Origin of the sequence: Ruminococcus sp. AF17-12, from assembly GCF_003479245.1 — a bacterium.
Lineage (GTDB): Bacteria > Bacillota > Clostridia > Lachnospirales > Lachnospiraceae > Blautia_A > Blautia_A fusiformis.
Genome location: NZ_QUGY01000008.1, coordinates 1 through 21,304, shown reverse-complemented (window position 1 = coordinate 21,304; position 21,304 = coordinate 1). Strand labels below are relative to the sequence as shown.

The window sequence follows — 21,304 nt, the reverse complement described above, 5'->3', positions numbered from 1 at the left end:
TGGGGCAGACTTATTTTTTTCAGGAAAGGATTTATTTATGAAGCGTATCAAAAATATCGATCTGCTCCGTGCGGGGGCGATCCTCTACATTATGCTGTATCACTGCTACGTTCTGTCCGGGCAGCCATGGCAGTCGCATACAGCCATCCACACACTTCTGACTCTTGGAGGTGAAGTAGGAGTTACACTGTTTTTCCTGTTAAGCGGATATGGGATCTATCTTTCCCTTTCTTCTTCGGAGGCGCGAGGCTGTCTCCCCGGCTGGCGGGCTTTTATGAAAAAGCGCTGCATCCGCATTATGCCCCAGTATTATGTATGTATCACGGTCCTTCTGATCTTTATGTCTACGCAGATGTTCAGCAATGAGGGACTTCGGCATATCCTGGCGTATTATACTTTTACGGAGAACTTTTCCCCGGTGACTCATGGTTCCATCAATGGTGCGCTGTGGACGATGGGCGTGATCTTTCAGTTTTATCTGATTGCCCCGTTCCTTTATAAGGCAGTCCGGAAAAACTGGCTCGTCTCTGCCATTGTGTCCATTGTTTTCACTGTTATCTGCCGGTTCGCAGTTGTCCGCTATCTCCACAATTCCGGGATTTCGGATAACTCTGTATATTTTGTATACGAGCGTCAGGTATTCTCTGCGCTGGATAATTTCGTGCTGGGAATGGCTGCTGCCGCTTTCTGGAAGCAGACCGGAGATCGTATGCAGGATTACCGGCTGAAGCTTGGACTTCCGGTTTCTATTGCAAGCACCGCACTGATCCTGGTATGGATCTTTTATTATCACAGTCACGGGCTTTATGGCACTGCTTCCTCCGGTTATCCGGCACATTCCATCCTGGCGATCCTGCTCAGTATACTGCTTGTGGGATTCTCCCTCCTGCCGGAAATGGATTTCAGGTTTCTGCGTCCGCTGTACTTCGTAGCCCGGAACCAGTACGGGATCTATCTGTGGCATATGCCCATCATTATGATCCTGCAGGCCAATGCGCCATGGTTCAACACCATGAGCCAGCAGCGCTTCTGGCTGTTTTTGCCATGTATGGTGGTCATCACCTGCGTATTCGGCTATTTTGCAACCCGCTTTATTGATCATCCCGCTTCTGCAAAAAAGAAAGGATAACTTCCCATGAAAGACAGAACCGCCGTTAACCACAATATCCGCAAGCATTTTAACGAACTGATATACAACACAGCCCGTTACACAGAAATCGCGTTATCCATCGTGATCATTATCGTGATCGCACTGTCCGGACTGCGTCTGATCCTTACAACTGCCGGTACCTCCGTCATGGATATGGACACCAGCTTTTTTACCAGTTTCCTGTCACAGGCACTGTCCCTTGTAGTCGGTGTGGAGTTTGTAAAAATGCTCTGCCGCCATTCCGCCCAGACTGTTGTGGAGGTCCTGCTTTTTGCAACAGCAAGGCAGATGGTCGTGGAACATCTCGATCCTGTACAGACACTGATCGGGATCATCGGTATCGCCATTCTTTTTGCCGTCCGGAAATATCTGATGACGGACAGCGATGATATGACCCCGCATCAGAAGAACGCTTCAGAAGAATCCTCAAAAAAAGCTTTCTCTTCTGAGGGCAAATGAGCATAATTGCAGAAAAGCTCCAACTGTATCCCGATATTGATACGGTTGGAGCTTTTCTTATAAATTGCATTGATATAAACCCTATACGATACTATTGTCCACGTCGGACCAGCTGCATGCCCACAGCAGCTATCTCCAGATAATATATCCTGCATAGATCAGGTACATACATACCATGGAAATTCCCTCTTTCCGGCTGATCCTCTGCTTTGTGGCCGCATAGATCCACACGATCAGCGAGAACACGATAAGTATGACAATATCAATAATATTTTCCCGGATCAGTGCCACCGGATTGATGGCAGATGCAACTCCGAGAACCATCAGGATATTAAAAATATTGGAGCCTACCGCATTTCCCACAGCCATATCCACTTCGTTCTTTCTGGCTGCAACCACGGAAGTCACCAGCTCCGGAAGGGAAGTTCCGATAGAAACAATGGTCAGTCCCACCAGTGTCTGGCTCATTCCAAGATCAATGGCAATGCGGCTGGCAGCATCCACCGTAAGATCTCCGCCAAAGGCAATGGCAAGTGCGCCTCCCACAATAAAGAGGATGCTCTTCGGCCAGGAAAGGATGCCGATTTCTTCTTCCAGCTCTTCCATTCCTTCCATGTCCACATTTTTTCCTGCTGCCCTGGCCTTCATGGCACTTTGAATCATTACCACAATATAGCCTGCAAAAAATCCCAGCAGGATCATTCCATCCAGATGACCAAGTCTCATTCCGATCGTATCTCCTGCTGCCAGGATCCCAAGCCCCAGAAGAAGGAGCGCACAGATCATGGAAAACGGAATATCCCTCCGGATGGTTTCCTTCTGTACCAGGATCGGCGTCAGGATGGAACAGACTCCAACAACTACCATCAGATTAAAAATATTGGAACCTACCACATTGCTGACCGCAAGCTCATTGTTATTGACCAGTGACGCTGTAACGCTGACTGCAGTTTCCGGCAATGATGTTCCCATTGCCACAATAGTAAGGCCGATGATGATCGGCGGCACCTTCAGCCTTTTTGCGATACTGGAGCTTCCTTCTACAAAGAAATCCGCACCCTTCATCAGGAACACAAAGCCGATCACAAGAAAAACTAACACAAGGATCAGCGGTGAACTGTTTACCAGATTTTCCATTTTTCTTCTCACTTTCTTTTTTTATTTCCCATAACCCGGAGATTCATTGTCGCCCGCCCTGCTGAAAAAATTCTTTCCGGCATTCTTTTGTTACATAAAAAAGACCCATGTATGCCCTGCTGCAATAAAATATAACAAAGCATACATGAGTCTCATTCTTTAAGATTTGCCAGGTTTTTCAGAAAAAACCGGGTCTGTTGACAAATCACACTTACGTGCGAACTACTCCCTCATGGAATTAAAATTTTCAATTTTTTTCAATTTAACAGAATTGTTTTTAAAAGTCAACCCCTGGCCGGTGACTTTTCTTTATCGAAAGCACATATTTTATGTATCTTTATTGTTTTCCGCTTTCAGAAACAATCCCTTTCAGGATCTGTAAGACTCCATCTTCACTGTATGACGGACATACTTTCCTGGCTGCTGCCTGCACTTCCGCTCTGGCATTGGCTACCGCATAGCTCCTTCCCGCTTTCTGAAGCATGGCGATATCGTTGAGGTTATCTCCAAATGTACAGGTTTCCTCCGAAGAAATTCCTAACTGTTGCTGGATAAATTCGACAGCTGTACTTTTTTCGCCCTCCGGCGGTGTACTGTCCATCCATTCTTTTCCGGCAGCCGCCAACGTTACCTTATCCCTCCATGCCGGTGTAAAATACGGTGCACAAAGCTCCTCGCACCGTTCCGGGTGATAAACAGAGAATTTCAGCACCTGTTTTCCCTGAAGAGAAGAAAGATCATCCACTTTTCTCATATCATAACCATAGGAATCCCGCAGCCACCGGAACATCCTTCCATTCTCATTCTCCGCATAGCAGCACTCCGGTGTGGCAATAAAACAGTCACATTCCAGCATTTTTTCTTTCACCATATGATGCATGCGTTTCCAAACCTCATCCGGAAGTGTATGTACCTTCAGGATCTTATCATTCTTCCGGATCACCGTACCGCCATCTGACACAAAATACACCAGATCCTTCACCGGCTCAAACAGCTTCCTCTCACTGTCATACTGCCGCCCGGAACACACCACAAAAGTAATTCCCAGCTCAGTCAGCTTCCGGATCACTGTCATATATTCCGGATTGATAGTCATGGTCCCGTCTTTTACAAGAGTTCCGTCTACGTCTGTTGCGATCAGTTTTATCATGTTGTTTTTACTCCTCTCCCATCTGAAATACCAATATCCTCTCTCTCTGATTTTTCCCTTCAAAAAGATCCTGGCAGTCGATCTCGTCCAGGAATTCCAGTTCCTCTACGGTCATCAGATATGAAATATATTCGTCAGATGGATAATAGAAAAACAATAGCATTTCTCTTGTTTTTTCATACCAGGATTCCCGGATGCGGCCGATGACACTTCTCAGTATTTCCACAGAAAACGGATTGAAAAAATAAAATCTGTCTGCGGATTCCGGTACCTGAAAAAGGGCCGCATTCTCCAGTATAAATGATGTTTTTGTCCCGGAAACAGCCCGCTGCCTGTTTTCTTCTGCGGCTTTTGTCATACGTTCATCGTACTCCACGCCTGTGGTCCGGCATCTGACCTGCCACGCCAGAAAAAAATCCACTCTGCCTTTTCCACATCCGTAGTCGATCAGATGATTCTTTTTCCCCAGATATCCACAATAAGCCAGCCGTTCCAGCACCCCGTACGGCGTTGGCTCGTATGGATAACAGTACTGATCCGATCTGGAATCGTCACGACCGGTGGTTTTGATCTTCAGCAGCTTATCATATTTTACTTCATTTTGATCCATGCTTCTGTTAATCTCCGTTCGCTACATCGGGCAGCTTCGTTTTTCCTCTTTATCCATATCTCCATGGACATACCTGGCATTGAACTCCATATTGATCTCACGGATCTCTTTCTTTCCGTCAATATAATCCTGATACATATCCGCAAGTCTCGCCATACAGCCATCACAGTTCGCGGAAATATTTCCAAGAGATTCCTCCACGATCTGTTTACGTTCCTCTTTTGTTGTATCTTTGATCAGATATCCTGGCATTGTTTTTTCCTCCTGATAGGTTCACCTCTATTTCAGGTGTTTTGTACTTTCATTGTTGTTTACTTTTTCCTGTGAAAAAAGCTGCTTGTATCAGACAAACAGCTTTACAAAAATTTTTCTTTTCTGTTTTTTTATTCTACTCTGGCCCACTACCAGTGTCAATACAATTTTTCGCCTGTTTCCGAAACACAAAATAAAAGCCTCCGGAACAATTCCAGAGGCTTTATACGTGCGTTAGAGGATTCGAACCCCCGACCTTTTGGTCCGTAGCCAAACGCTCTATCCAGCTGAGCTAAACGCACATCTTTGTTGCTTTTCCTTTGTGATATTTCGTATCACCGCTGCAACAATATGTATGATACTCTAAGACCTATAAAATGTCAAGGGTTTTTTGAAACTTTTTTTGATTTTTTTTAAAAATATTTTTTATTGCTATTTTTGATGCAAAAGCAACAGTTTTTTAATTCCGTCTAAGTGCCTCGATCGGGCTCAGTTTCGCTGCCTTTTTCGCCGGATAGATTCCGAAGAACACACCTACTGCACAGGAGAACAGCGTAGCCGCCAGGATGGTTCCCGCACTGATCCCAGGTGTGATGGTCATTCCCATACTGCTGCTGATCACCGCACAGATCACATAGCCGCCTGCAATCCCCAGCACAATACCGATCAGCCCGCCTATGATCGTCAGGATCGCCGCCTCCGCAAGAAACTGTAACATAATAGACGAGGTTTTCGCTCCAAGGGATTTCCGGATACCGATCTCCCTGGTACGCTCTGTGACGGATACCAGCATGATGTTCATAACACCGATACCACCTACCAGAAGGGAAATGCCCGCAACAAAAGAGATAAACGCAGTCACCATACCAAGCATCTGATTCATGGATTTCATAACATCCTGGAAGCTCTGTACCTGGAAATATTCATCTCCGGCACACTGGTGACGTCTCTCAAGAAGATTTATGATCTTATCTGCGACCGCCTGGGAATCCAGACTCTTATCCGCCTGAACTATGATCTGATAAAATTCTCCGCTGCTTCCGGTAAAGTCGTCCATGGCCGTATAAGGCACATTTATGGTCACCGGCATTCCATCGTAAGTATAGCTGACAAAGGTTCCGTTCTCTTTCTGTGTGGTGACTCCGCAGATGCGGAATGTCTTGGTCAGATCATAGCAGGTAATGTCCAGTGTCATTCCCACTACATCATCCGTTCCGAAAAGCCTCTTCGCATCGGCATCGGAGATCACGCAGACGTTTTTTCCCTCTTCGATCTCCTTCTGCCCGAAATAGCTTCCGTACTTCACAGAAGCATTGTCCACCAGCTTGGCATCCTGGGCCTCCCCGGTCACTGTAAGATTAAAATCACCCTTTCCGGTTACGGTCTCGCCTGTATAGGAATCTGAAACATTAACACCTTCCACGCCATCCAGCTCCCGGACTGCATCAATATCTTCCGGCTCGATCCAGACCTGGTCTGCTATGGCATCATCACTGCAGTAAACAGCGATCTGGCCGCCGCCGATATCATTGATCTCGCTGTTCATCTGATTCTTCGTACCCTCACCGATGGACACAATGGCGATCACAGATGCGATACCGATGATGATCCCTAACATGGTGAGAAAGGATCTTCCCTTATTGGCCATGATATTATGGATCGCCATTTTGATATATTCATAAATATTACTCATTAGCAGTCTCCCCTGTCTCTGCTGCACTGTCACTGTCTGCCGCTGCTGCCTCTGCCTTCATTCCCTCTTCCAGGGAGCCCAGATCCTCGATGACCTTATCTCCGACTTTAATGCCATCTGTGATCTCAACAGAATCCTCGGAACTGATTCCTGTTGTGATATCCTGCTTCGTGATCACACCATCCTTCAGCACATAACAGAAAGAACCATCCTTGCCGATATTTACCACGCCTGCCGGAAGCGTTACCACATTCTCTGCCTTTTCTGCATAGATCTTTACCTTCGCATCTACTCCCAGAAAAATATCCTTGTCCGGCTTGTCGATGCTCACTGTGGCAGAGATCAGTGTGGAGCCCTTTTCGTTGGTTGTCGCAATGTGACTGATCTTAGTCACCTTGCCGGTATATTTCCTGTCGCCGATGGTAATGTCCGCATTCTGGCCTTCCTTTACCTTATCGTAGTCATACTTGGACACATTGATATCAACGCTGACCTTATCTGTATTCTGCAGGGTAAAAAGCTCCATTCCCTGTGTTGCCGCTGCGCCCTGCTGGACTGCTGATTTGGAAATGACGCCGTTAAAATCCGCCGAAATGCCTTTCTTTCCTTCTTCTACCAGCTCTTTCGCAGATTTTGCATCCAGCTCAGTAAGATTGTTGCTGACACGCATTTTTTCTTTCTCTTCTTCTGTAAGGCTGGCAGAATCCGCCTCTGCAATGGATTTCTGGGAAGCAAGGTCCGACTGCAGATCCGCCAGATCAGAGGTTGCCTGTTCGATCGCATTCTCAATGGCAGAAGTATCCACTGTACTTCCTGCAGAAGAAGCATCCGCAGATGCATGATCTGTCAGCCCCGGTGTTTCCTCTGAAGCTCCATCGGTAACAAAATCACCGGCTGCACTACTGCTGTAATCGGAATACTCCGGCATTTTTGGCTGGCTGACCTTCTTATCCTCATAAGCTTCCTTTGCTTCCTGGCAGGTGATCTCTGCCTGACTTCTTGCTGCTTCCGCTTCATCCAGCGCCTGGGCATTCTCATCGCTCTGGTCTGCCTGCCACTGTGCAAAAGCCATCTTATAACTGGTATCTGCCTGATTATAAGCATTCTGTGCCGTTACATAATCGGAATTCAGCTGTCCCAGCTCCTGCTGGTACTGCGGAAGTGTCTCATTCTGATATGTAGTCAGCGCTTCTGAATACGCTCTCTGAGTCTCTGCATCCCTGGCAGCCTGGGCCTCTGCCTTTGCCTGGGTCTCCGCCTGGGCCTGTGCCTGCGCATCTGCCGCAGCCTGAGCCTGTACAGACGCCAGCTGTGATCTCAGGGAAGCCAGATAATTCTGCTGCTCCCTTACCTGCTGTTCCAGACTGGAAACCTTTGCTTTTGCGCTGTCCTGCTTCTGCTGGGCCTCATTGGATTTATTGATGGAATTTTTGTAATCATACTGTCCGGACTGTACATTCAGCTCTGCTTTCTGATTATCCCTCTCCAGATCCTTCACTTCAAACTCTATCAGCTTCGTTCCCTTTGAAACCGTATCGCCTTCTGCGAAGGATACGCTTTTGATCTGTGCGTTCACCGGAGAATAAAAGGTCTTCTGCTCATCACTGACAACAGTTCCGGTTGCATCTACGATCTCCTCCACATCTCCTGTCTCCGCTTTGGTAACAGCAACCTGCGGAATCTGTGAACCCCCGCGGCCTGCACCTGATGCCGCATAAATACCGCCTGCCACAACAGCCACTGCTGCCACACCGATCACAATCTTTTTCCCTTTTTTCATTCTTAAGCCTCCTCGACAAATTCCTCATTGATCGTATCTGATTCAATTTTTCCATCCATGATCCGGACCACACGTCTGGCCTGAGCCGCGATCCCATTATCATGAGTGATCAGGATCAAGGTTTCTCCTGATCTGTGCATTCCCTTCAGGATTTCCATAATTTCCCTGCTGGATGCAGAGTCCAGATTTCCCGTTGGTTCATCTGCCAGGATCACCGGCGGCCTGGCTGCGATAGCTCTGGCAATAGCCACACGCTGCTGCTGTCCCCCTGACATTTCGTTTGGCTTATGGTCCATACGTTTCTCAAGTCCGACTTTTTTAAGAGATTCCACAGCAAGCTTTCTTCTTGTTTTCCGGTCGATCCCACGATAGATCAGAGGAAGCTCCACGTTTTCCAGCGCCGTAAGATTTGCGATCAGATTAAAGCCCTGAAAGATAAAACCAATCTCCTTATTTCGTACCACCGAGAGATCATTATCCTTCATTGTGGATACATCTGTTCCATTCAGATAATATTTCCCGGAGGTGGGGACATCCAGACAGCCCAGCATGTTCATAAAGGTGGATTTTCCGGAACCGGACTGTCCGATAATAGCCACAAATTCACCCTTATGGATCTCCAGGTCCACATGATCCAGCGCCCGCACCTCATTTTCTCCGGGATTGTAAACCTTGCACAGATCTACTACCCGTACCAATGCATCTTCCATAATAAAATTACTCCTTGTAAAGTAAATCAGTCCCAGGCAAGCCCCTCCTCTGCTTATTGCTTTTCGCCATTGAAACAGAGAGCTTCCCTGATCAGGTTAAAAATACAGAGCGAAGTCTGCAGGGGATACTGCTGTTTCTTGTCGGAACGCTCCAAGCCAAAACAGCAGCAGGCAGACTGCTCTGTCATTTCCGGGAAAACCCCGCTCATTGATCTGTAACGAAAAGATTACCTGAATGTCTTCAAAACTGACACACATTTATACATCTGTTTATGCATCAAGTAAAAACGCCTTATATGCCTTGTATGCCTCATATACATCCGCCTTGCTGGTAACCTCCCACGGAGCATGCATACTCAGCACTGCCACGCCACTGTCGATAACCTCCATTCCGTAAAGTGCCGCAATATAAGCGATGGTTCCGCCTCCGCCAAAATCAACCTTTCCAAGCTCTGCTGTCTGGAAAGCAACATTGTGATCATCAAAAATCCTGCGAACTCTTGCAACGTACTCTGCATTGGCATCGTTGGAACCGGATTTTCCTCTTGCTCCGGTGAACTTGTTAAGAACGATACCGCGTCCAAGATATGCTGCATTCTTTTTCTCAAAAGCCTCACCATAGGCCGGATCATAGCCGGCACTTACATCAGAAGAAAGCATGCTGGAATTACGGAGAGCTCTTCTTAATGCAAGCTCGGAATAGCAGCCCATTCCGTCCAGAAGCTCTGCCACGCTGTTCTCAAAAAATCTGGACTGCATGCCTGTGGCACCAACGCTTCCGATCTCTTCCTTATCTACAAGGAGACAGCAGCCGGTACGCTTCGGTGTCTCCTCCATCTCCAGCATTGCCGCAAGGGATGTGTAAGCGCATACACGGTCATCCTGTCCATATGCTGCGATCATGCTGCGGTCAAGTCCACAGTCTCTTGCCTTTCCTGCCGGAACGATCTCCAGCTCTGCTGAAAGAAAGTCCTCTTCCTCAATACCATACTTCTCATTTAAAATCTTCAGCACATTCTGTTTTACCGCATCCTTTTTGGAATCATCCGGAAGCTCTGCAAGAGGTCTACTGCCGATCAGGATATCCAGCATCTCACCCTCAATAACCTCTGCTGCCTTTTTCTGGAGCTGTTTTCCGGAAAGATGGATCAGAAGATCTGTGATGTAAAGTACCGGATCTTCCGCATCCTCACCAATGCTGATCTCCACAATGCTTCCGTCCTTCTTTGCAACAACACCATGCATGGCAAGAGGCAGTGTCACCCACTGGTATTTCTTTACGCCACCGTAATAATGCGTATCCAGATAAGCCAGATCCGTATCCTCATACAGAGGATTCTGCTTGACATCCAGTCGCGGAGAGTCGATATGTGCACAGAGAATGCTCATACCTCCGGAAAGCTCTTCCGTTCCTACATGAAACAGAGCAACGATCTTCTTCATCCCTACCGCATAAACCTTGTCACCGGCCTTGATCTTCTCGCCTTTTTCAAGCTTCGACTCAAGAGATTCATATCCGGCAGCCTCTGCTTCCTTCACGATTTCTGCAACACATTCCCGTTCTGTTTTTCCTTTATCCAAAAATTCTCTGTAAGCCTTCGCAAGCTTCTCCATTTCTGTTTCTTCTGCTTCCTTATAAGAAAGCCACGCATTTCTTCTTTCCATTTTAGTGGTCCACCTTTCTTTATAGCTTCCGGCAGCTGCCGTTTCTCATCATATTATCTGCAATCTGTCTACTATTATAGGTCAAACATTTACGAATTTCCACCGCAATTCCCATTCTTTACAAAATCTTTATGATTCGTTATAGTAGTTCTTAAGAATTGGCCCTGTATCCAAAATTTTCAGGTATCTCACACACGGAAAGCTTTCTGTTTCACCGTAGACTTTACCTGTATGCTCCAACAGGGCAAAGGAGGAAACAACATGCAAGCATCTGCTCAGCTAAAAGAGCTTCTTCACAGCATCAACCGCAAAAGCTATCCTGCATACAAGTCTCTGCGGGGTGCATACCAGTTTGACCGTTATATTTTGTCCATTGACCACGTGCAGGGGGATCCTTTTGCCTCTCCCTCTCACATCAGTGTGAAGCTTTCCCACCGAGACACCGGATTTCCGGCAGAATATTATAAGGATTCCCTGACCCGCATCACACTGGGAGACTTTCTGAACCGCCAATTTGAACAGCAGGTAAACCGTTATACCTTCCGTGCAAAGGGCTCCGGAAAAAGCGGCCTGATCTCAGTAAGCCACTGTGGTCAGGAGGTTCTTGCACGTACCGCCTGTGAAATAACGGAAAAAGGCATCACTGCCCGTTTTTTCATCGGTTTCCCGGCCAATGGCAGAACCATCAACTCTCCCGAACTGGAAAAAATCCTCTTCGATTTTCTTCCGATCTGTGTTCACAAGGCATTTTTTTACCGGAATCTTGACCCGGAAGCGCTGAGAAAAGCCATCTGCCTTGCCGAAGATCAGGCATTTATCCGTCAGGAGCTGAAAAAACGTTCTCTGGCTGCCTTTGTCAGTGACGGCGCTATCCTCCCCAGGGAAAGCGGCATCTCTTCACGCCCGATGAAAAACTCTGTTCCTTTTGTTTCTCCGGAAAGCCTGAGGGTTTCCATGGAGCTGCCCCACAGAGGAACCATCACAGGCATGGGCATTCCCTGCGGCATCACTTTGATCGTAGGTGGCGGCTACCATGGTAAATCCACCTTACTTAACGCACTGGAGCTGGGAATTTACGATCACATTCCCGGCGATGGCCGGGAGTATGTCATTACCGATCCTTCTGCTCAGAAGCTTCGCTCTGAGGACGGCCGTTTTATCAAAGATGTGGACATTTCTCTTTTTATCAACGATCTTCCAAATAAAAAAGACACCCTCTGCTTTTCTACAGAGGATGCCAGCGGCAGCACTTCACAGGCTGCCGGTATCGTGGAAAGTATGGAGGCCGGAAGTAAAGTCTTTCTCCTTGACGAGGATACCTCTGCCACCAACTTTATGGTCCGTGATTCCTTCATGCAGCGGGTGATCTGCCGGGAAAAGGAGCCCATCACTCCATTTCTGGAACGTGCGCGGGATCTCTATGAAAAGGCAGGGATCTCCACTATCCTGGTTGCCGGAAGCTCCGGAGCTTTTTTCCATATTGCGGATACTGTGATCCAGATGGATAATTATCATCCGGTGGACATCACAGCAGTCACCAAAAAGCTCTGTCAGGAATATCCTCTCTCAGACATTGAGACCCCTGCATTCCGCCTTCCGGGAAGCCATCGCATCATGACCAGGGCCAAAGTGGCTCCATCCCGCCACAGCCGTCCCGGACAGCCGGAAAGACTGAAAACCAAGGTTCACGGCAAAGATGGCTTTTCTCTTGGAAAAACCGAAGTGGATCTCCGCTATGTGGAGCAGCTGATCGACTCCGAGCAAACTGCATCCCTGGCGTTGCTTCTGAAATATGCCTGCGAACATCTTATTGACGGAAAACGTACTCTGCCGGAGATCATCACTTATCTGGATACTCAGCTGAAAAGGCAGGGATTGTCCTTCTTCTCGGAAGGCTCTTATATTCCATGCGGTTATGCCATGCCCAGGATCCAGGAAATATATTCCTGCTTTAACCGCTATCGCAGGCCGTAGCTGTGCCTGAAGCTGTATATCCAATAAATCTCAGACAACAAAAAAACGCTGCCGATAAACATTGGAAATCTTTATCTCCTCTGTCATTCGGCAGTTTTTTTCTGCAATGCAAAACCACCGTCCTGTCGGCTCTGTCTTGCCAATGGAACGGTGGTTTATCTTCATACATATTTTAGGGAAAGGAAAGAGTTTTTCTTAAGAGCTTCTGTTCTCTTAAGATGTTTATATCATACAGGATAAATGTGAGAGAAATTTGTACAATTTCTAATAAATTTATAAAATTTATTAAGAAACTACAAAAAACCTTGATTTTAAGTCATTCTTACGAAAGCAATCAGCGTTTTACCCCAATTATTACCCCAATCCGCTCATTTTATTCTAAAAAAGGAGCAGCAGTCATAAAACTGCCACCCCGATAAATCCATTCTCTATCTGCTGCATTTCCTGTTGCTTTGTGTTCGGAAGAACATGAGCATATAAGTCCGCAGTCATGGCCAGGCTGCTATGTCCTAAGATTTTCTGTAGCGTCTGCATGTTTCCGCCCTCTTCTATGTACCGTGTTGCGAAGGTATCTCTGAAAGCATGGTGCGTAAACCTCTCGATTTCTATATCCTGCTGCCGGAGCCGCTTTAAAACGTTATCTATAGCAGATGATACCGTGGATGATGCTATTGCCTTAGCTCCATTACTCCCGATAAAGATATTACTATCCATCTTTCTCGCATGGATTTCCCCGTAAACCATGGACATTTTGGTTTTCTGCATCTGCAAGATTTTTTTTATTGTGTCATTCATAGGAATATCGCGATTACTGGTATCTGATTTTGGCAAAGTCTCCTCAATACCGCCGCCCTCTTTCCAGCTCACGGTCTTGTTTACCCGGATCACATTGTTGATATAATCTATATCCTGCCACTTTAAAGCCGTGATCTCATTAAGTCTCATTCCCGTACACAAGGAAAAACAGAAAAACTCATATAACCATTCCGTCTTGGCTTCTTGCATAAACGCCTGCTGCTCTTCTCTGGTTAATGCTCTGTGAATAGTCTCACTCGCTTTCGGCCGGTCATCCTTCCTTAATGGTTTCACACTGGCAGCAGGATTCTTCATAAGGATTTCATCATCAACAGCCGCGTTCAACACCGTTTTCAGCAGCACTATAACACCATTAGTCATGGATGCACTCAGTTTCTTTGATAAATCCTGCTGCAATTTCACCACTGCACGCTTTTCTATTTTCTGAACCTTAATTTTTCCCAGTACTGGTCTGATATGGTTATTGTACTTCGACCGGTTTATTTTAATGCTGCTGTCCTTGATTGTTCCTCTCCGGGACTTCTCCCATTCATCAAAATATGCGTCCAGTGTTATATTTTTGTTGGAATTATACAGACCTGCCTTAATTTCCTCACGGATCCTGAGCTCATTCTCCGCACATTCCTTTGTGCTACGACCATAGGCACTGTATCTCTTGCCCTCCACGGTAAAACGCTTTTCGAATAAACCATTTTCTTTTTTTCGCATTCCTGATGGTATTCTTGCCATTATATCACCTGTCTTTCTATTGGCAATAGGGCAGCAGTCCGCCGCCCCTGATTGTCTTATTTAATTCCCAGAAAGCTACAAACAAATCTGAAAATTGTATATGTTTGGTCATGATCTGCTTTCTCTAACAGCTCTATGAGTTTCTTTTTATAGTCCATATTAATATCCTCTATTTTTTATTACTCTGGCAATGAATCTATAGAAGAATTCAAGCAGGCTATCATCATTTACCTTCTGTAATATCTCAATAGTTTCTTTCTTGTAATCCATATTAGTACCCCCACTGCTTCTTAAATGAGACAATTACGTTATACAAAAATTTCAGAAATTTCTCGCTCTGGATTTCATTCAAGAGATTTCCAATTTCTTTTTTATAATCCATGCTATACCTCCGTACCACTATCCTATCAGCGTTTTCATGAATACATAGATTGACCTTAGCCAATAAATGTTATCTATCTTCTCCAGCATCTCAATTATCTGCTTTTTGTAGTCCATGTTATGCCTCCGCCACTTTTGCATTGTCCTTTATTCGCTTTACCATCAAATAATTTGCAAGGTTATGTACCCTCTTGAGGTCTTCCGGATCATTCATCATTAAAGCATCTGTAATCAGCCAGAAACGCTCCTGATCTTCCTCTGATAATTCCATAAATGCTTCATTGCCGGAACAAGCTATCCGAAAGAGTTCTGCCAGCTCATAGGTATGCTGTAATGATCTTCTATCTTTGTTAGCCTGGACAACGTCCATAATTGCCTTTCTGCAAGGAACCTGAGTTAAATTACATTTCTCCATTGTTTTCTGCCTCCTGTTCCTTTTTAATCTGCTGGTTATAACATCCTCTAACAAATCCAAAAGCTAAATCTAATAGTTCTACATCATCCATCTTTAACACCATACTAATAATATCTGACTGCCTGGACAATGCTCGAACCTGCTCACGACACATATTCCAACTTTCTTCCCACTCTTTCGCTTCTTCCTTTGCTTCCTCCAGCTGTTTCTTGAGATCTGCGATAATCTCTGTTGCAAGAGCTGTGCTTACTTCTTCTGTCTCCTGTGCCGGAACACCTGTGGCCTGCATCACTTCTGTTTCTTCTAATGTTCTTAATGTTTTTTCTTTACTCATGCTTCATTCTCCTCTCGTTCTAATTCGTGTACATAATCACATACTTTAGCAGATATAAATCCACTCAAAAAAATTACAAGAACGTCCATTACTGATATCATACTTTCGTTCCTTTCTTTTGTTGTCTGAGGGGAATGAGTATGTTATAATACGCACAGCCCCTCAATTTTGATCGTTTGTCGGGTTACTTTGCCTTTATCAGAGTTGCCGCTCTGGTAAGGGCTTTTTATTAAATTACTTCTACCTGAGACTTTCCAAAGAAACTGGCTTTGTATGTTGCCCCGTCTCCTCTGCTTCCCCAAATCAGAGAACATCCGAATAATGCTGATGCTCCATGCTGTACCTTATAACCAAGCTCTTTCCACTTAGTAAAGGTATTGGTTTCCTCTGTGATTCCTGCTGCCTGTTTCGCTGTCTCGATTCTCTTTGCGTTGATTTCCTCAGCCTTTGCAGATAACCATGCTCTGTGAAGGGATTCCCCAAAGCTGATACCTTTTGTCTTACGGTAGATCTTCCATGCTTTCAACATGATTTTGCTGAGATTGTACTTCATTATGCTTTCCTCCTTTGCTTTTCAAGGTTTCTCAGTCCTTCAAGCATCTTCCTGACTATTGATATGCCCTATTGCGATTCTCACAGGTATATGGCTTGAAGTATTGGGGGCTTTCGGCTCTCCCGGCTGTTGTCTGTTCCCTTGAACTGATTATATTATATATCTATTTACACCAATAGTCTATTGACATTTTTGCTATATTTACACCAATATATTTATGCATTTTATATATTTACATCAATAGATTTTTGTGGTATACTTCATGTATAGTGGAAAAGGTGTATCTATATTTACCCTCCCCTATTATCACTAAGAAAGCAGGTGCCAATATGCCAGAGGAAAACAAAGTAAGTAAGGCTCAACAAAAAGCTGTAAATAAATATGTGAAAAACAATTATGATCGCATTAATGTAACTTTTCCTAAAGGCCAAAAAGAAATTATCATGCAAGCAGCAGAAGCCTCCGGGGAATCCGTAAACGGCTATATCAAAAAAGCAGTTGATGAACGAATGAAACGGGAAAACATTAAGTAGAATCCTTAATTCAAAGAAATAGTATATTTATCCAGGCAGCCAGTAGAGCGGCTGTGGTTCCCTGATCCTGAGCCTTGACAGGAGGGAATGCTTATGAGCGATTATGAGATTTTTATGATCATTCTGACGACAGCCAGCTTAATTGTATCTATCCTTACATACACACATAAGAAATAGCCGCCCTGCTCTCTGGTAAAGAATAGGCGGCTACGTCTTAAACATATATCTTGCCAGGACGGGGAACCTTGACTTCCCTTACTGGCTGTCTTGATAAGTATATTATATGCCAGCTTCCGGGATTTGTCAATTTCCCGTTGCAAATCACCCATATCTCTTACTATCCCCATTTTCTTCTTATACCGCCTCGAGGTATGCCAAATCTTTCACCGCTTCAAGTCGTTTCTTACAATCCCTGTATATCTCCTGATAATGTTTCCCTCGCATAATTCCCAGATCAACCTCATGCAAAATGATATTTTCCATTAAAGACAGGTTATTAAGCTGCATCACCGTAGCTTCGTCCCTTTTATTGATTCCAGCCATTTTATTTGCCAGTCTGGAATAAGTCATATAAAGCATTTCTGCATGGCTGCTGCCCTGTCCCTTTGCATACTCAACAAGTTTCTGGATTGTATCGGTTTCTGCTTTTCGAGTAAGCTTTCCTGCTTTTCGGGTTTCAACCCACATTTGAGTAGATTTCTCACGGATAAAGTTCTCCATCTGATTAAATGCCCGGATATACTGCAATTTCCATTCGAGGGCTTCTCTCCCAGTAAACCCCATTGCTAAAAGAGAAAAACCATCACGATTCATATAAAATTTTCTATATGATTGCCCGTTACCAGATTTGTAAGAAGAAATCTTAAACATTATTTTCACAGCTGAATTTTCAGCAATGAGATTATCAATACTCTGCAAAACATTTTTATGTTCTTTTCCAAACTTCTCAGCTACCTGCAAGCTGTCACATACTGCTTCATCATTCTTTAAATAAACAAGTTCATTCATACTGTACGCCTTTCTTTAGCTATATCCGAAAATACCAACTTTTTCCATTAATTTATTAATTTCTCACCGCTTCCTCGCCGCTTCGATCAAATATATCGACTGTTAATCGACAGTTCAAGCACTCCCGGTTCTCGCCGCCTTTTTTACCATTCTTCACGGCTTCCTCACGGCTTCATTCTCAACAACACTCCTTAAAATAGTGAAAAACTCCTTGAACCGTAGGTTCGGCAGCAGGATTTTTATTAACTACCAGCATCACCGCTTCTACTGTTTTATCGGCTCATTTAGCCTTTTTATTTGCTCTCCCTTGCAACTTTACCTCAAGCACTTTTCAATCGTTTCTTGCCCTGTTTTATCCTTGTGTTGCTGTATTTTCAGATCTGTTCTGTCTCAGTCTTTCCCCCATCTGCTGCCGCTGCTCCTCTGTATACTGCCTTGGCGGAGAAATCCGAAGCCAGGATACCGGAACATGAGCACAAATGCTTCCGTCCTCGTTATCCGCAATAATCTGACAATCTTCTGGGTGCTTCTCTGCTAGCTTACGGATCACAGACTTATACCGACCCTGTGAGAATGATAAGGTTGCTCTGGTATCATTGGTCATAAACTCAATTACATTTTCGTTACAGCTATCCATAAAAATCTCCTTTTTGTTTTGTTCGATAATATTTACAGTCTTATTTTTCGGGGTTCGCTCAGGCTTCGTTCTAACGCATTTTACTCTTTTAGGGACTCCGAAATCTCCGAATATTTTCGCGCGCGTTATCGTGTTACAAAATTCCTTCGCGCGCGTAATCGTGTCAACGAATTCCCATACTCCCGTCATTTTTTGTCTAAAAATCCATCAATTTGTAATCATCTTTAATATCATCAGGTAATCCCTTAAAAAGAAAATTCTGAGGCATTCTTCGCAATGTTCCAATAATTTCAGATCTCTGTTCACTCTCCAACATGGCTGTTATTTCTGGATATTCTTCTGTGCACTTGGTATACCATGACTTCTGTTGTGGCGGAGAATACCGGGGATCATCACGGACAAACAGGAACAACCATTCTATGCACAGGCTCATTGTAAATTGAACATACAACCCACATTCGTAATAATATTGAGCTATCATTAATGCATCATGAAGTGTAGTTGTTATCTGCTCTGGTTTCTGATAATGTCCCTCTGGATAATATTTCACGATACATTCATCTTTTATAAAACTCCATGGAGCTATGGACACAAACGGAGCATGATCTGCCTGAACTGCCATTACCATCTGAGCTCTTTGGTATAAAGCATCAAGCCTTTTAATCAACGGACTTCCCATAATCCACCACCGCCTTTAAATATGTAAATCCTTTGCCTGTTTCTTCGTACCATTATGGCCCTGTGATTTCTTTCTGGCATTTTCCCTTTTGCAAGCTCTCAACCACTGATGCAGCTCCGGCACACTCGTAGCTCTTATCGTTACACGCTTATTTCTTCTCGGCATTTAATGCTCCTTCCTATCAGATTAAACCCGTCCGATTCATAAATCTATCATTTACCCCTCTTCTGTGATTTCTGTTCTTGTTCTACACGTGACATCAATTCTTCCATAGTTTCCAGACGTTCAATCATATCTACATTTTTTGTCCACTGAGAACACTGAGACAATGCCGCATTAGCTGCGTTCACTCTGATCTGTGCCGGTACTTCCGTATCAATAGCCGTATTGACCAACACTGCTGCACATTCTCCAAGTTTTCCCTGCAGGTATGCAATCGCTCCTGTTACGGCCTCGTTTCTTGCCTCAGAATACTTACGCTGGAAGCTGTCTGAATGAATCACAGTATAAATTGTAGGTCTGGGAATTTTCGTCTTTTTAGATATCTCACTTATATTTGGACACGTTAAAAATGCCTGTACTAAGATGTCCTCGCGCGCTTCTGCTGATACACCTTTTGCCATAATAATCACCCCTAACTAATCAATGATATTTTCCAATACATAAAAACAGACGGTTTTGACAGGTTCTACTCTAACCTTTAAAATGGATATCTATTACATGCCTGTAATGCCGCCCGGAACACAGCCAACGTTTTCTTCCGGTACGCATAAAAATCTTTACGATCAAGCGCAACAAACTTCTTTTTGTTCATCTTGTCATAGCTCATTCCAATTACGATACAGCAGTATAATTCGTCAATAATGTTCGGATACACCTCCGCTGCGCACTGCAACAGCAATATCTTGTCACGCATCTCAAGATTCTTGCAAAATTCACCCAATCTCTTATCTTCATCTTCTGAAAATCCATAATCCTCATAAGTTGCTTCTCTTGTAAGCATTGAATTCCTCCCTGTATTTCCCCTGCCACACTTTCTGCATGACAGGGAATTATTCTATGCCATCTCAAACGGGTTTCTGCCGCTTGTATCTCGTCTCATCTGCGCTTCTTTCATCATCTCGTCAAACAGTGTCCTGCGGTTGATCTGAGCTGTAAACCGGTAACTTCCACCGCCTGCCTGTCGTCCTGCTGTTTCTTCCCGGACGATCTTTCTGAGCAGAGCTTCCGGCGTCTCGATGTTGTTACCCTGTTTCTGGTCGCCCAACACTGCAAGGAACTCGCTTCGAGGTGGGATGACTGCGCCTTTAGCCAGATACGGAACCGTATTGACTCTTGGTAAATTCATTGAGTATTTACCCCATCTCCGCTTCCCATCAGGGGTTGTAACATCGTAAGAAAATGTAAATGCCTTCTCAATACCGGAAAGAGAAGAATTAACATTGCTGATCGTGCTGTTAACCTTACTAACTACTTCATTCAGAATCCCTGCGATTCCTGTTACTGCCCCGGAAATCCCATTAATCAGATTATTGCTCATCTCATTTCCAATCGTATTCATATTTCTGGTAAATCCGTTTAAACTATCCTTTGTACTACGCACCATCTGAGTTATCAACTGGCCAATTCTCTCGCAAGCCTTTTCCCATTTCTTAGTCATTGTGTTATACTGACCTGAAAAATGGCTCTCCACAGTCTTCTGCATCTCGCCAAGCTTTAAATTGGCAGTCTGCTTCATTTTATCCAGATTTTTCTTTACTTCTGATGCCGAATTCCCCCAGTTTGTCACTGTGGTTGTATTCACATCTCCAGAAGCATCCTCTGCTGCTTTCTTTACTCCTGCAAGATTAGTCTCCGCATCCGTTTTCATTTTTCCAGTTGAACTACTTACTGTCTTCTGAGCTTCAACAATACTAGAATCAACACTGCTTTTTGTCGCCTGAGCTGCGGAAGGAAACTCCTGTGCCAGTTTTTTATTCAGCTCATCCAATGGGACTCCTGCTTCTTTCAAGGCATTATAGACAATATTAAAAGCATCCTGCGCATTGGCCGCTGATCCGCTTGTATTATTAAATACTTCTAAAACACCTCTGTATGTTCCTGCATACTCACTAGAAGATACACTGAGATCATATAGTACACTTCTGATTCCTTTTATTGATTCTTTCACAGTTATTGAAGATGTATCTATTGTGGAAGAGCTTTCAGAAAAACCTTTTCCCAGAGCTTGCACCTTACCTGTCATTTCTTCAACAAATGCACTTGACACTCCGGCTTGCGCTCCATATTGCTCAATTCCTTTATTTTTGTCAACATCCAAATCAATTACAACTAAACCGTTTGATTTGTTCCCAGTTGCGATGCCGATATTATACCGAGGGTTTTGATTCCACCATCGTTCTATCTTTGATTTCTCCGTTGTAGCCGCTTTGCAACCACCTTCAATCGCAGGCACTTTATTTCGATAAGCCAGTGGGAAAACCGCCAGTCCCAGCTCTGCATAATACAAAGCCCATTCTTTCATACTTTTTACTTCTGCTGACAAATATCCCACCGCCCTTACTCAGAGATTTCGTCCAGATTCTCTACATCGATGCGATCCACTACTCCGTAAGAGACAATGGCGTGATCCGAAAGCT

Annotated in this window: 23 protein-coding genes and 1 tRNA gene; 4 read left to right on the top strand and 20 right to left on the bottom strand. The window is 44.6% G+C overall.

Going from position 1 to position 21,304, the window contains the following annotated elements; all coding sequences use genetic code 11:
• Positions 1-37: 37 nt before the first annotated feature.
• Entirely contained in the window at positions 38-1,129 is a 1,092-nt protein-coding gene (locus DWW77_RS10105; protein WP_118608651.1) for an acyltransferase family protein, read from the top strand.
• Between the two features lie 6 nt (positions 1,130-1,135).
• Complete coding sequence (locus tag DWW77_RS10100; protein ID WP_118608650.1) at positions 1,136-1,609, top strand: transporter; 474 nt, start codon at positions 1,136-1,138, stop codon at positions 1,607-1,609.
• A 129-nt stretch (positions 1,610-1,738) separates the two neighbouring features.
• On the opposite strand, the gene DWW77_RS10095 is transcribed toward DWW77_RS10100, so the two are convergent.
• The 9 genes from DWW77_RS10095 to DWW77_RS10055 all read right to left on the bottom strand — a co-directional run bounded on the left by DWW77_RS10095 (position 1,739) and on the right by DWW77_RS10055 (position 10,606).
• Positions 1,739-2,746, bottom strand: a complete 1,008-nt coding sequence (locus tag DWW77_RS10095) for a calcium/sodium antiporter (protein ID WP_022427049.1) — start codon at positions 2,744-2,746, stop codon at positions 1,739-1,741.
• Positions 2,747-3,083: 337 nt separating this feature from the next.
• Positions 3,084-3,896 carry a Cof-type HAD-IIB family hydrolase gene (locus DWW77_RS10090; protein WP_118608649.1) on the bottom strand — a complete coding sequence of 271 codons (813 nt, stop codon included), beginning with the start codon at positions 3,894-3,896 and terminating at the stop codon, positions 3,084-3,086.
• A gap of 7 nt (positions 3,897-3,903) precedes the next feature.
• Positions 3,904-4,506: a class I SAM-dependent methyltransferase gene (locus DWW77_RS10085; protein ID WP_092071915.1), complete on the bottom strand. Its 603-nt coding sequence runs from the start codon at positions 4,504-4,506 to the stop codon at positions 3,904-3,906.
• Positions 4,507-4,527: 21 nt separating this feature from the next.
• Positions 4,528-4,758, bottom strand: coding sequence for a hypothetical protein (locus DWW77_RS10080; protein ID WP_015527478.1), 231 nt, complete (start codon positions 4,756-4,758; stop codon positions 4,528-4,530).
• Between the two features lie 228 nt (positions 4,759-4,986).
• Positions 4,987-5,060: transfer RNA gene (locus DWW77_RS10075), tRNA-Arg, on the bottom strand.
• A gap of 158 nt (positions 5,061-5,218) precedes the next feature.
• Positions 5,219-6,451, bottom strand: a complete 1,233-nt coding sequence (locus tag DWW77_RS10070; RefSeq protein WP_015527479.1) for an ABC transporter permease — start codon at positions 6,449-6,451, stop codon at positions 5,219-5,221.
• Entirely contained in the window at positions 6,444-8,231 is a 1,788-nt protein-coding gene (locus DWW77_RS10065) for an efflux RND transporter periplasmic adaptor subunit (protein WP_118608648.1), read from the bottom strand. Before DWW77_RS10065 ends, DWW77_RS10070 begins: the two co-directional genes overlap by 8 nt.
• A gap of 2 nt (positions 8,232-8,233) precedes the next feature.
• On the bottom strand, positions 8,234-8,941 hold the full coding sequence (locus tag DWW77_RS10060; RefSeq protein ID WP_118608647.1) for an ABC transporter ATP-binding protein: 708 nt from the start codon (positions 8,939-8,941) through the stop codon (positions 8,234-8,236).
• A gap of 270 nt (positions 8,942-9,211) precedes the next feature.
• Entirely contained in the window at positions 9,212-10,606 is a 1,395-nt protein-coding gene (locus DWW77_RS10055; RefSeq protein ID WP_022427054.1) for an aminopeptidase, read from the bottom strand.
• Positions 10,607-10,867: 261 nt separating this feature from the next.
• Here DWW77_RS10055 and DWW77_RS10050 point away from each other — a divergent pair, with 261 nt between their 5' ends.
• Complete coding sequence (locus DWW77_RS10050) at positions 10,868-12,580, top strand: ABC-ATPase domain-containing protein (RefSeq protein ID WP_118608646.1); 1,713 nt, start codon at positions 10,868-10,870, stop codon at positions 12,578-12,580.
• A 396-nt stretch (positions 12,581-12,976) separates the two neighbouring features.
• Here DWW77_RS10050 and DWW77_RS10045 read toward each other — a convergent pair whose 3' ends face one another.
• The 4 genes from DWW77_RS10045 to DWW77_RS10030 form a co-directional block, all read right to left on the bottom strand.
• Positions 12,977-14,125 (bottom strand): tyrosine-type recombinase/integrase, encoded by a 1,149-nt coding sequence (locus DWW77_RS10045; protein WP_118608645.1) that lies wholly within the window; start codon positions 14,123-14,125, stop codon positions 12,977-12,979.
• A gap of 499 nt (positions 14,126-14,624) precedes the next feature.
• A complete protein-coding gene (locus DWW77_RS10040; protein ID WP_118608644.1) occupies positions 14,625-14,921 on the bottom strand; it encodes a hypothetical protein in 297 nt (98 codons plus the stop codon).
• On the bottom strand, positions 14,908-15,255 hold the full coding sequence (locus DWW77_RS10035; protein ID WP_118608643.1) for a hypothetical protein: 348 nt from the start codon (positions 15,253-15,255) through the stop codon (positions 14,908-14,910). Before DWW77_RS10035 ends, DWW77_RS10040 begins: the two co-directional genes overlap by 14 nt.
• 229 nt (positions 15,256-15,484) lie before the next feature.
• Positions 15,485-15,808, bottom strand: a complete 324-nt coding sequence (locus tag DWW77_RS10030; protein WP_118608642.1) for a hypothetical protein — start codon at positions 15,806-15,808, stop codon at positions 15,485-15,487.
• Between the two features lie 329 nt (positions 15,809-16,137).
• On the opposite strand from DWW77_RS10030, the gene DWW77_RS10025 reads away from it, so the two are divergent.
• The gene (locus DWW77_RS10025; protein ID WP_118608641.1) at positions 16,138-16,341 is read left to right on the top strand and encodes a type II toxin-antitoxin system TacA family antitoxin; all 204 of its coding nucleotides are present in this window, start codon (positions 16,138-16,140) and stop codon (positions 16,339-16,341) included.
• 354 nt (positions 16,342-16,695) lie between these two features.
• Here DWW77_RS10025 and DWW77_RS10020 read toward each other — a convergent pair whose 3' ends face one another.
• The 7 genes from DWW77_RS10020 to DWW77_RS09995 form a co-directional block, all read right to left on the bottom strand.
• On the bottom strand, positions 16,696-17,349 hold the full coding sequence (locus DWW77_RS10020; RefSeq protein ID WP_118608640.1) for a Rha family transcriptional regulator: 654 nt from the start codon (positions 17,347-17,349) through the stop codon (positions 16,696-16,698).
• Between the two features lie 352 nt (positions 17,350-17,701).
• The gene (locus DWW77_RS10015) at positions 17,702-17,986 is read right to left on the bottom strand and encodes a hypothetical protein (RefSeq protein WP_118169461.1); all 285 of its coding nucleotides are present in this window, start codon (positions 17,984-17,986) and stop codon (positions 17,702-17,704) included.
• Between the two features lie 196 nt (positions 17,987-18,182).
• Positions 18,183-18,665: a hypothetical protein gene (locus DWW77_RS10010; protein WP_118608639.1), complete on the bottom strand. Its 483-nt coding sequence runs from the start codon at positions 18,663-18,665 to the stop codon at positions 18,183-18,185.
• 15 nt (positions 18,666-18,680) lie between these two features.
• Positions 18,681-18,830 carry a hypothetical protein gene (locus tag DWW77_RS18070; RefSeq protein WP_178087492.1) on the bottom strand — a complete coding sequence of 50 codons (150 nt, stop codon included), beginning with the start codon at positions 18,828-18,830 and terminating at the stop codon, positions 18,681-18,683.
• 47 nt (positions 18,831-18,877) lie between these two features.
• Entirely contained in the window at positions 18,878-19,288 is a 411-nt protein-coding gene (locus DWW77_RS10005) for a hypothetical protein (RefSeq protein WP_118608638.1), read from the bottom strand.
• 77 nt (positions 19,289-19,365) lie between these two features.
• Positions 19,366-19,668, bottom strand: coding sequence for a hypothetical protein (locus DWW77_RS10000; protein WP_118608637.1), 303 nt, complete (start codon positions 19,666-19,668; stop codon positions 19,366-19,368).
• 54 nt (positions 19,669-19,722) lie between these two features.
• Positions 19,723-21,210: a bifunctional DNA primase/polymerase gene (locus tag DWW77_RS09995; protein WP_147419587.1), complete on the bottom strand. Its 1,488-nt coding sequence runs from the start codon at positions 21,208-21,210 to the stop codon at positions 19,723-19,725.
• Positions 21,211-21,304: the final 94 nt, after the last annotated feature.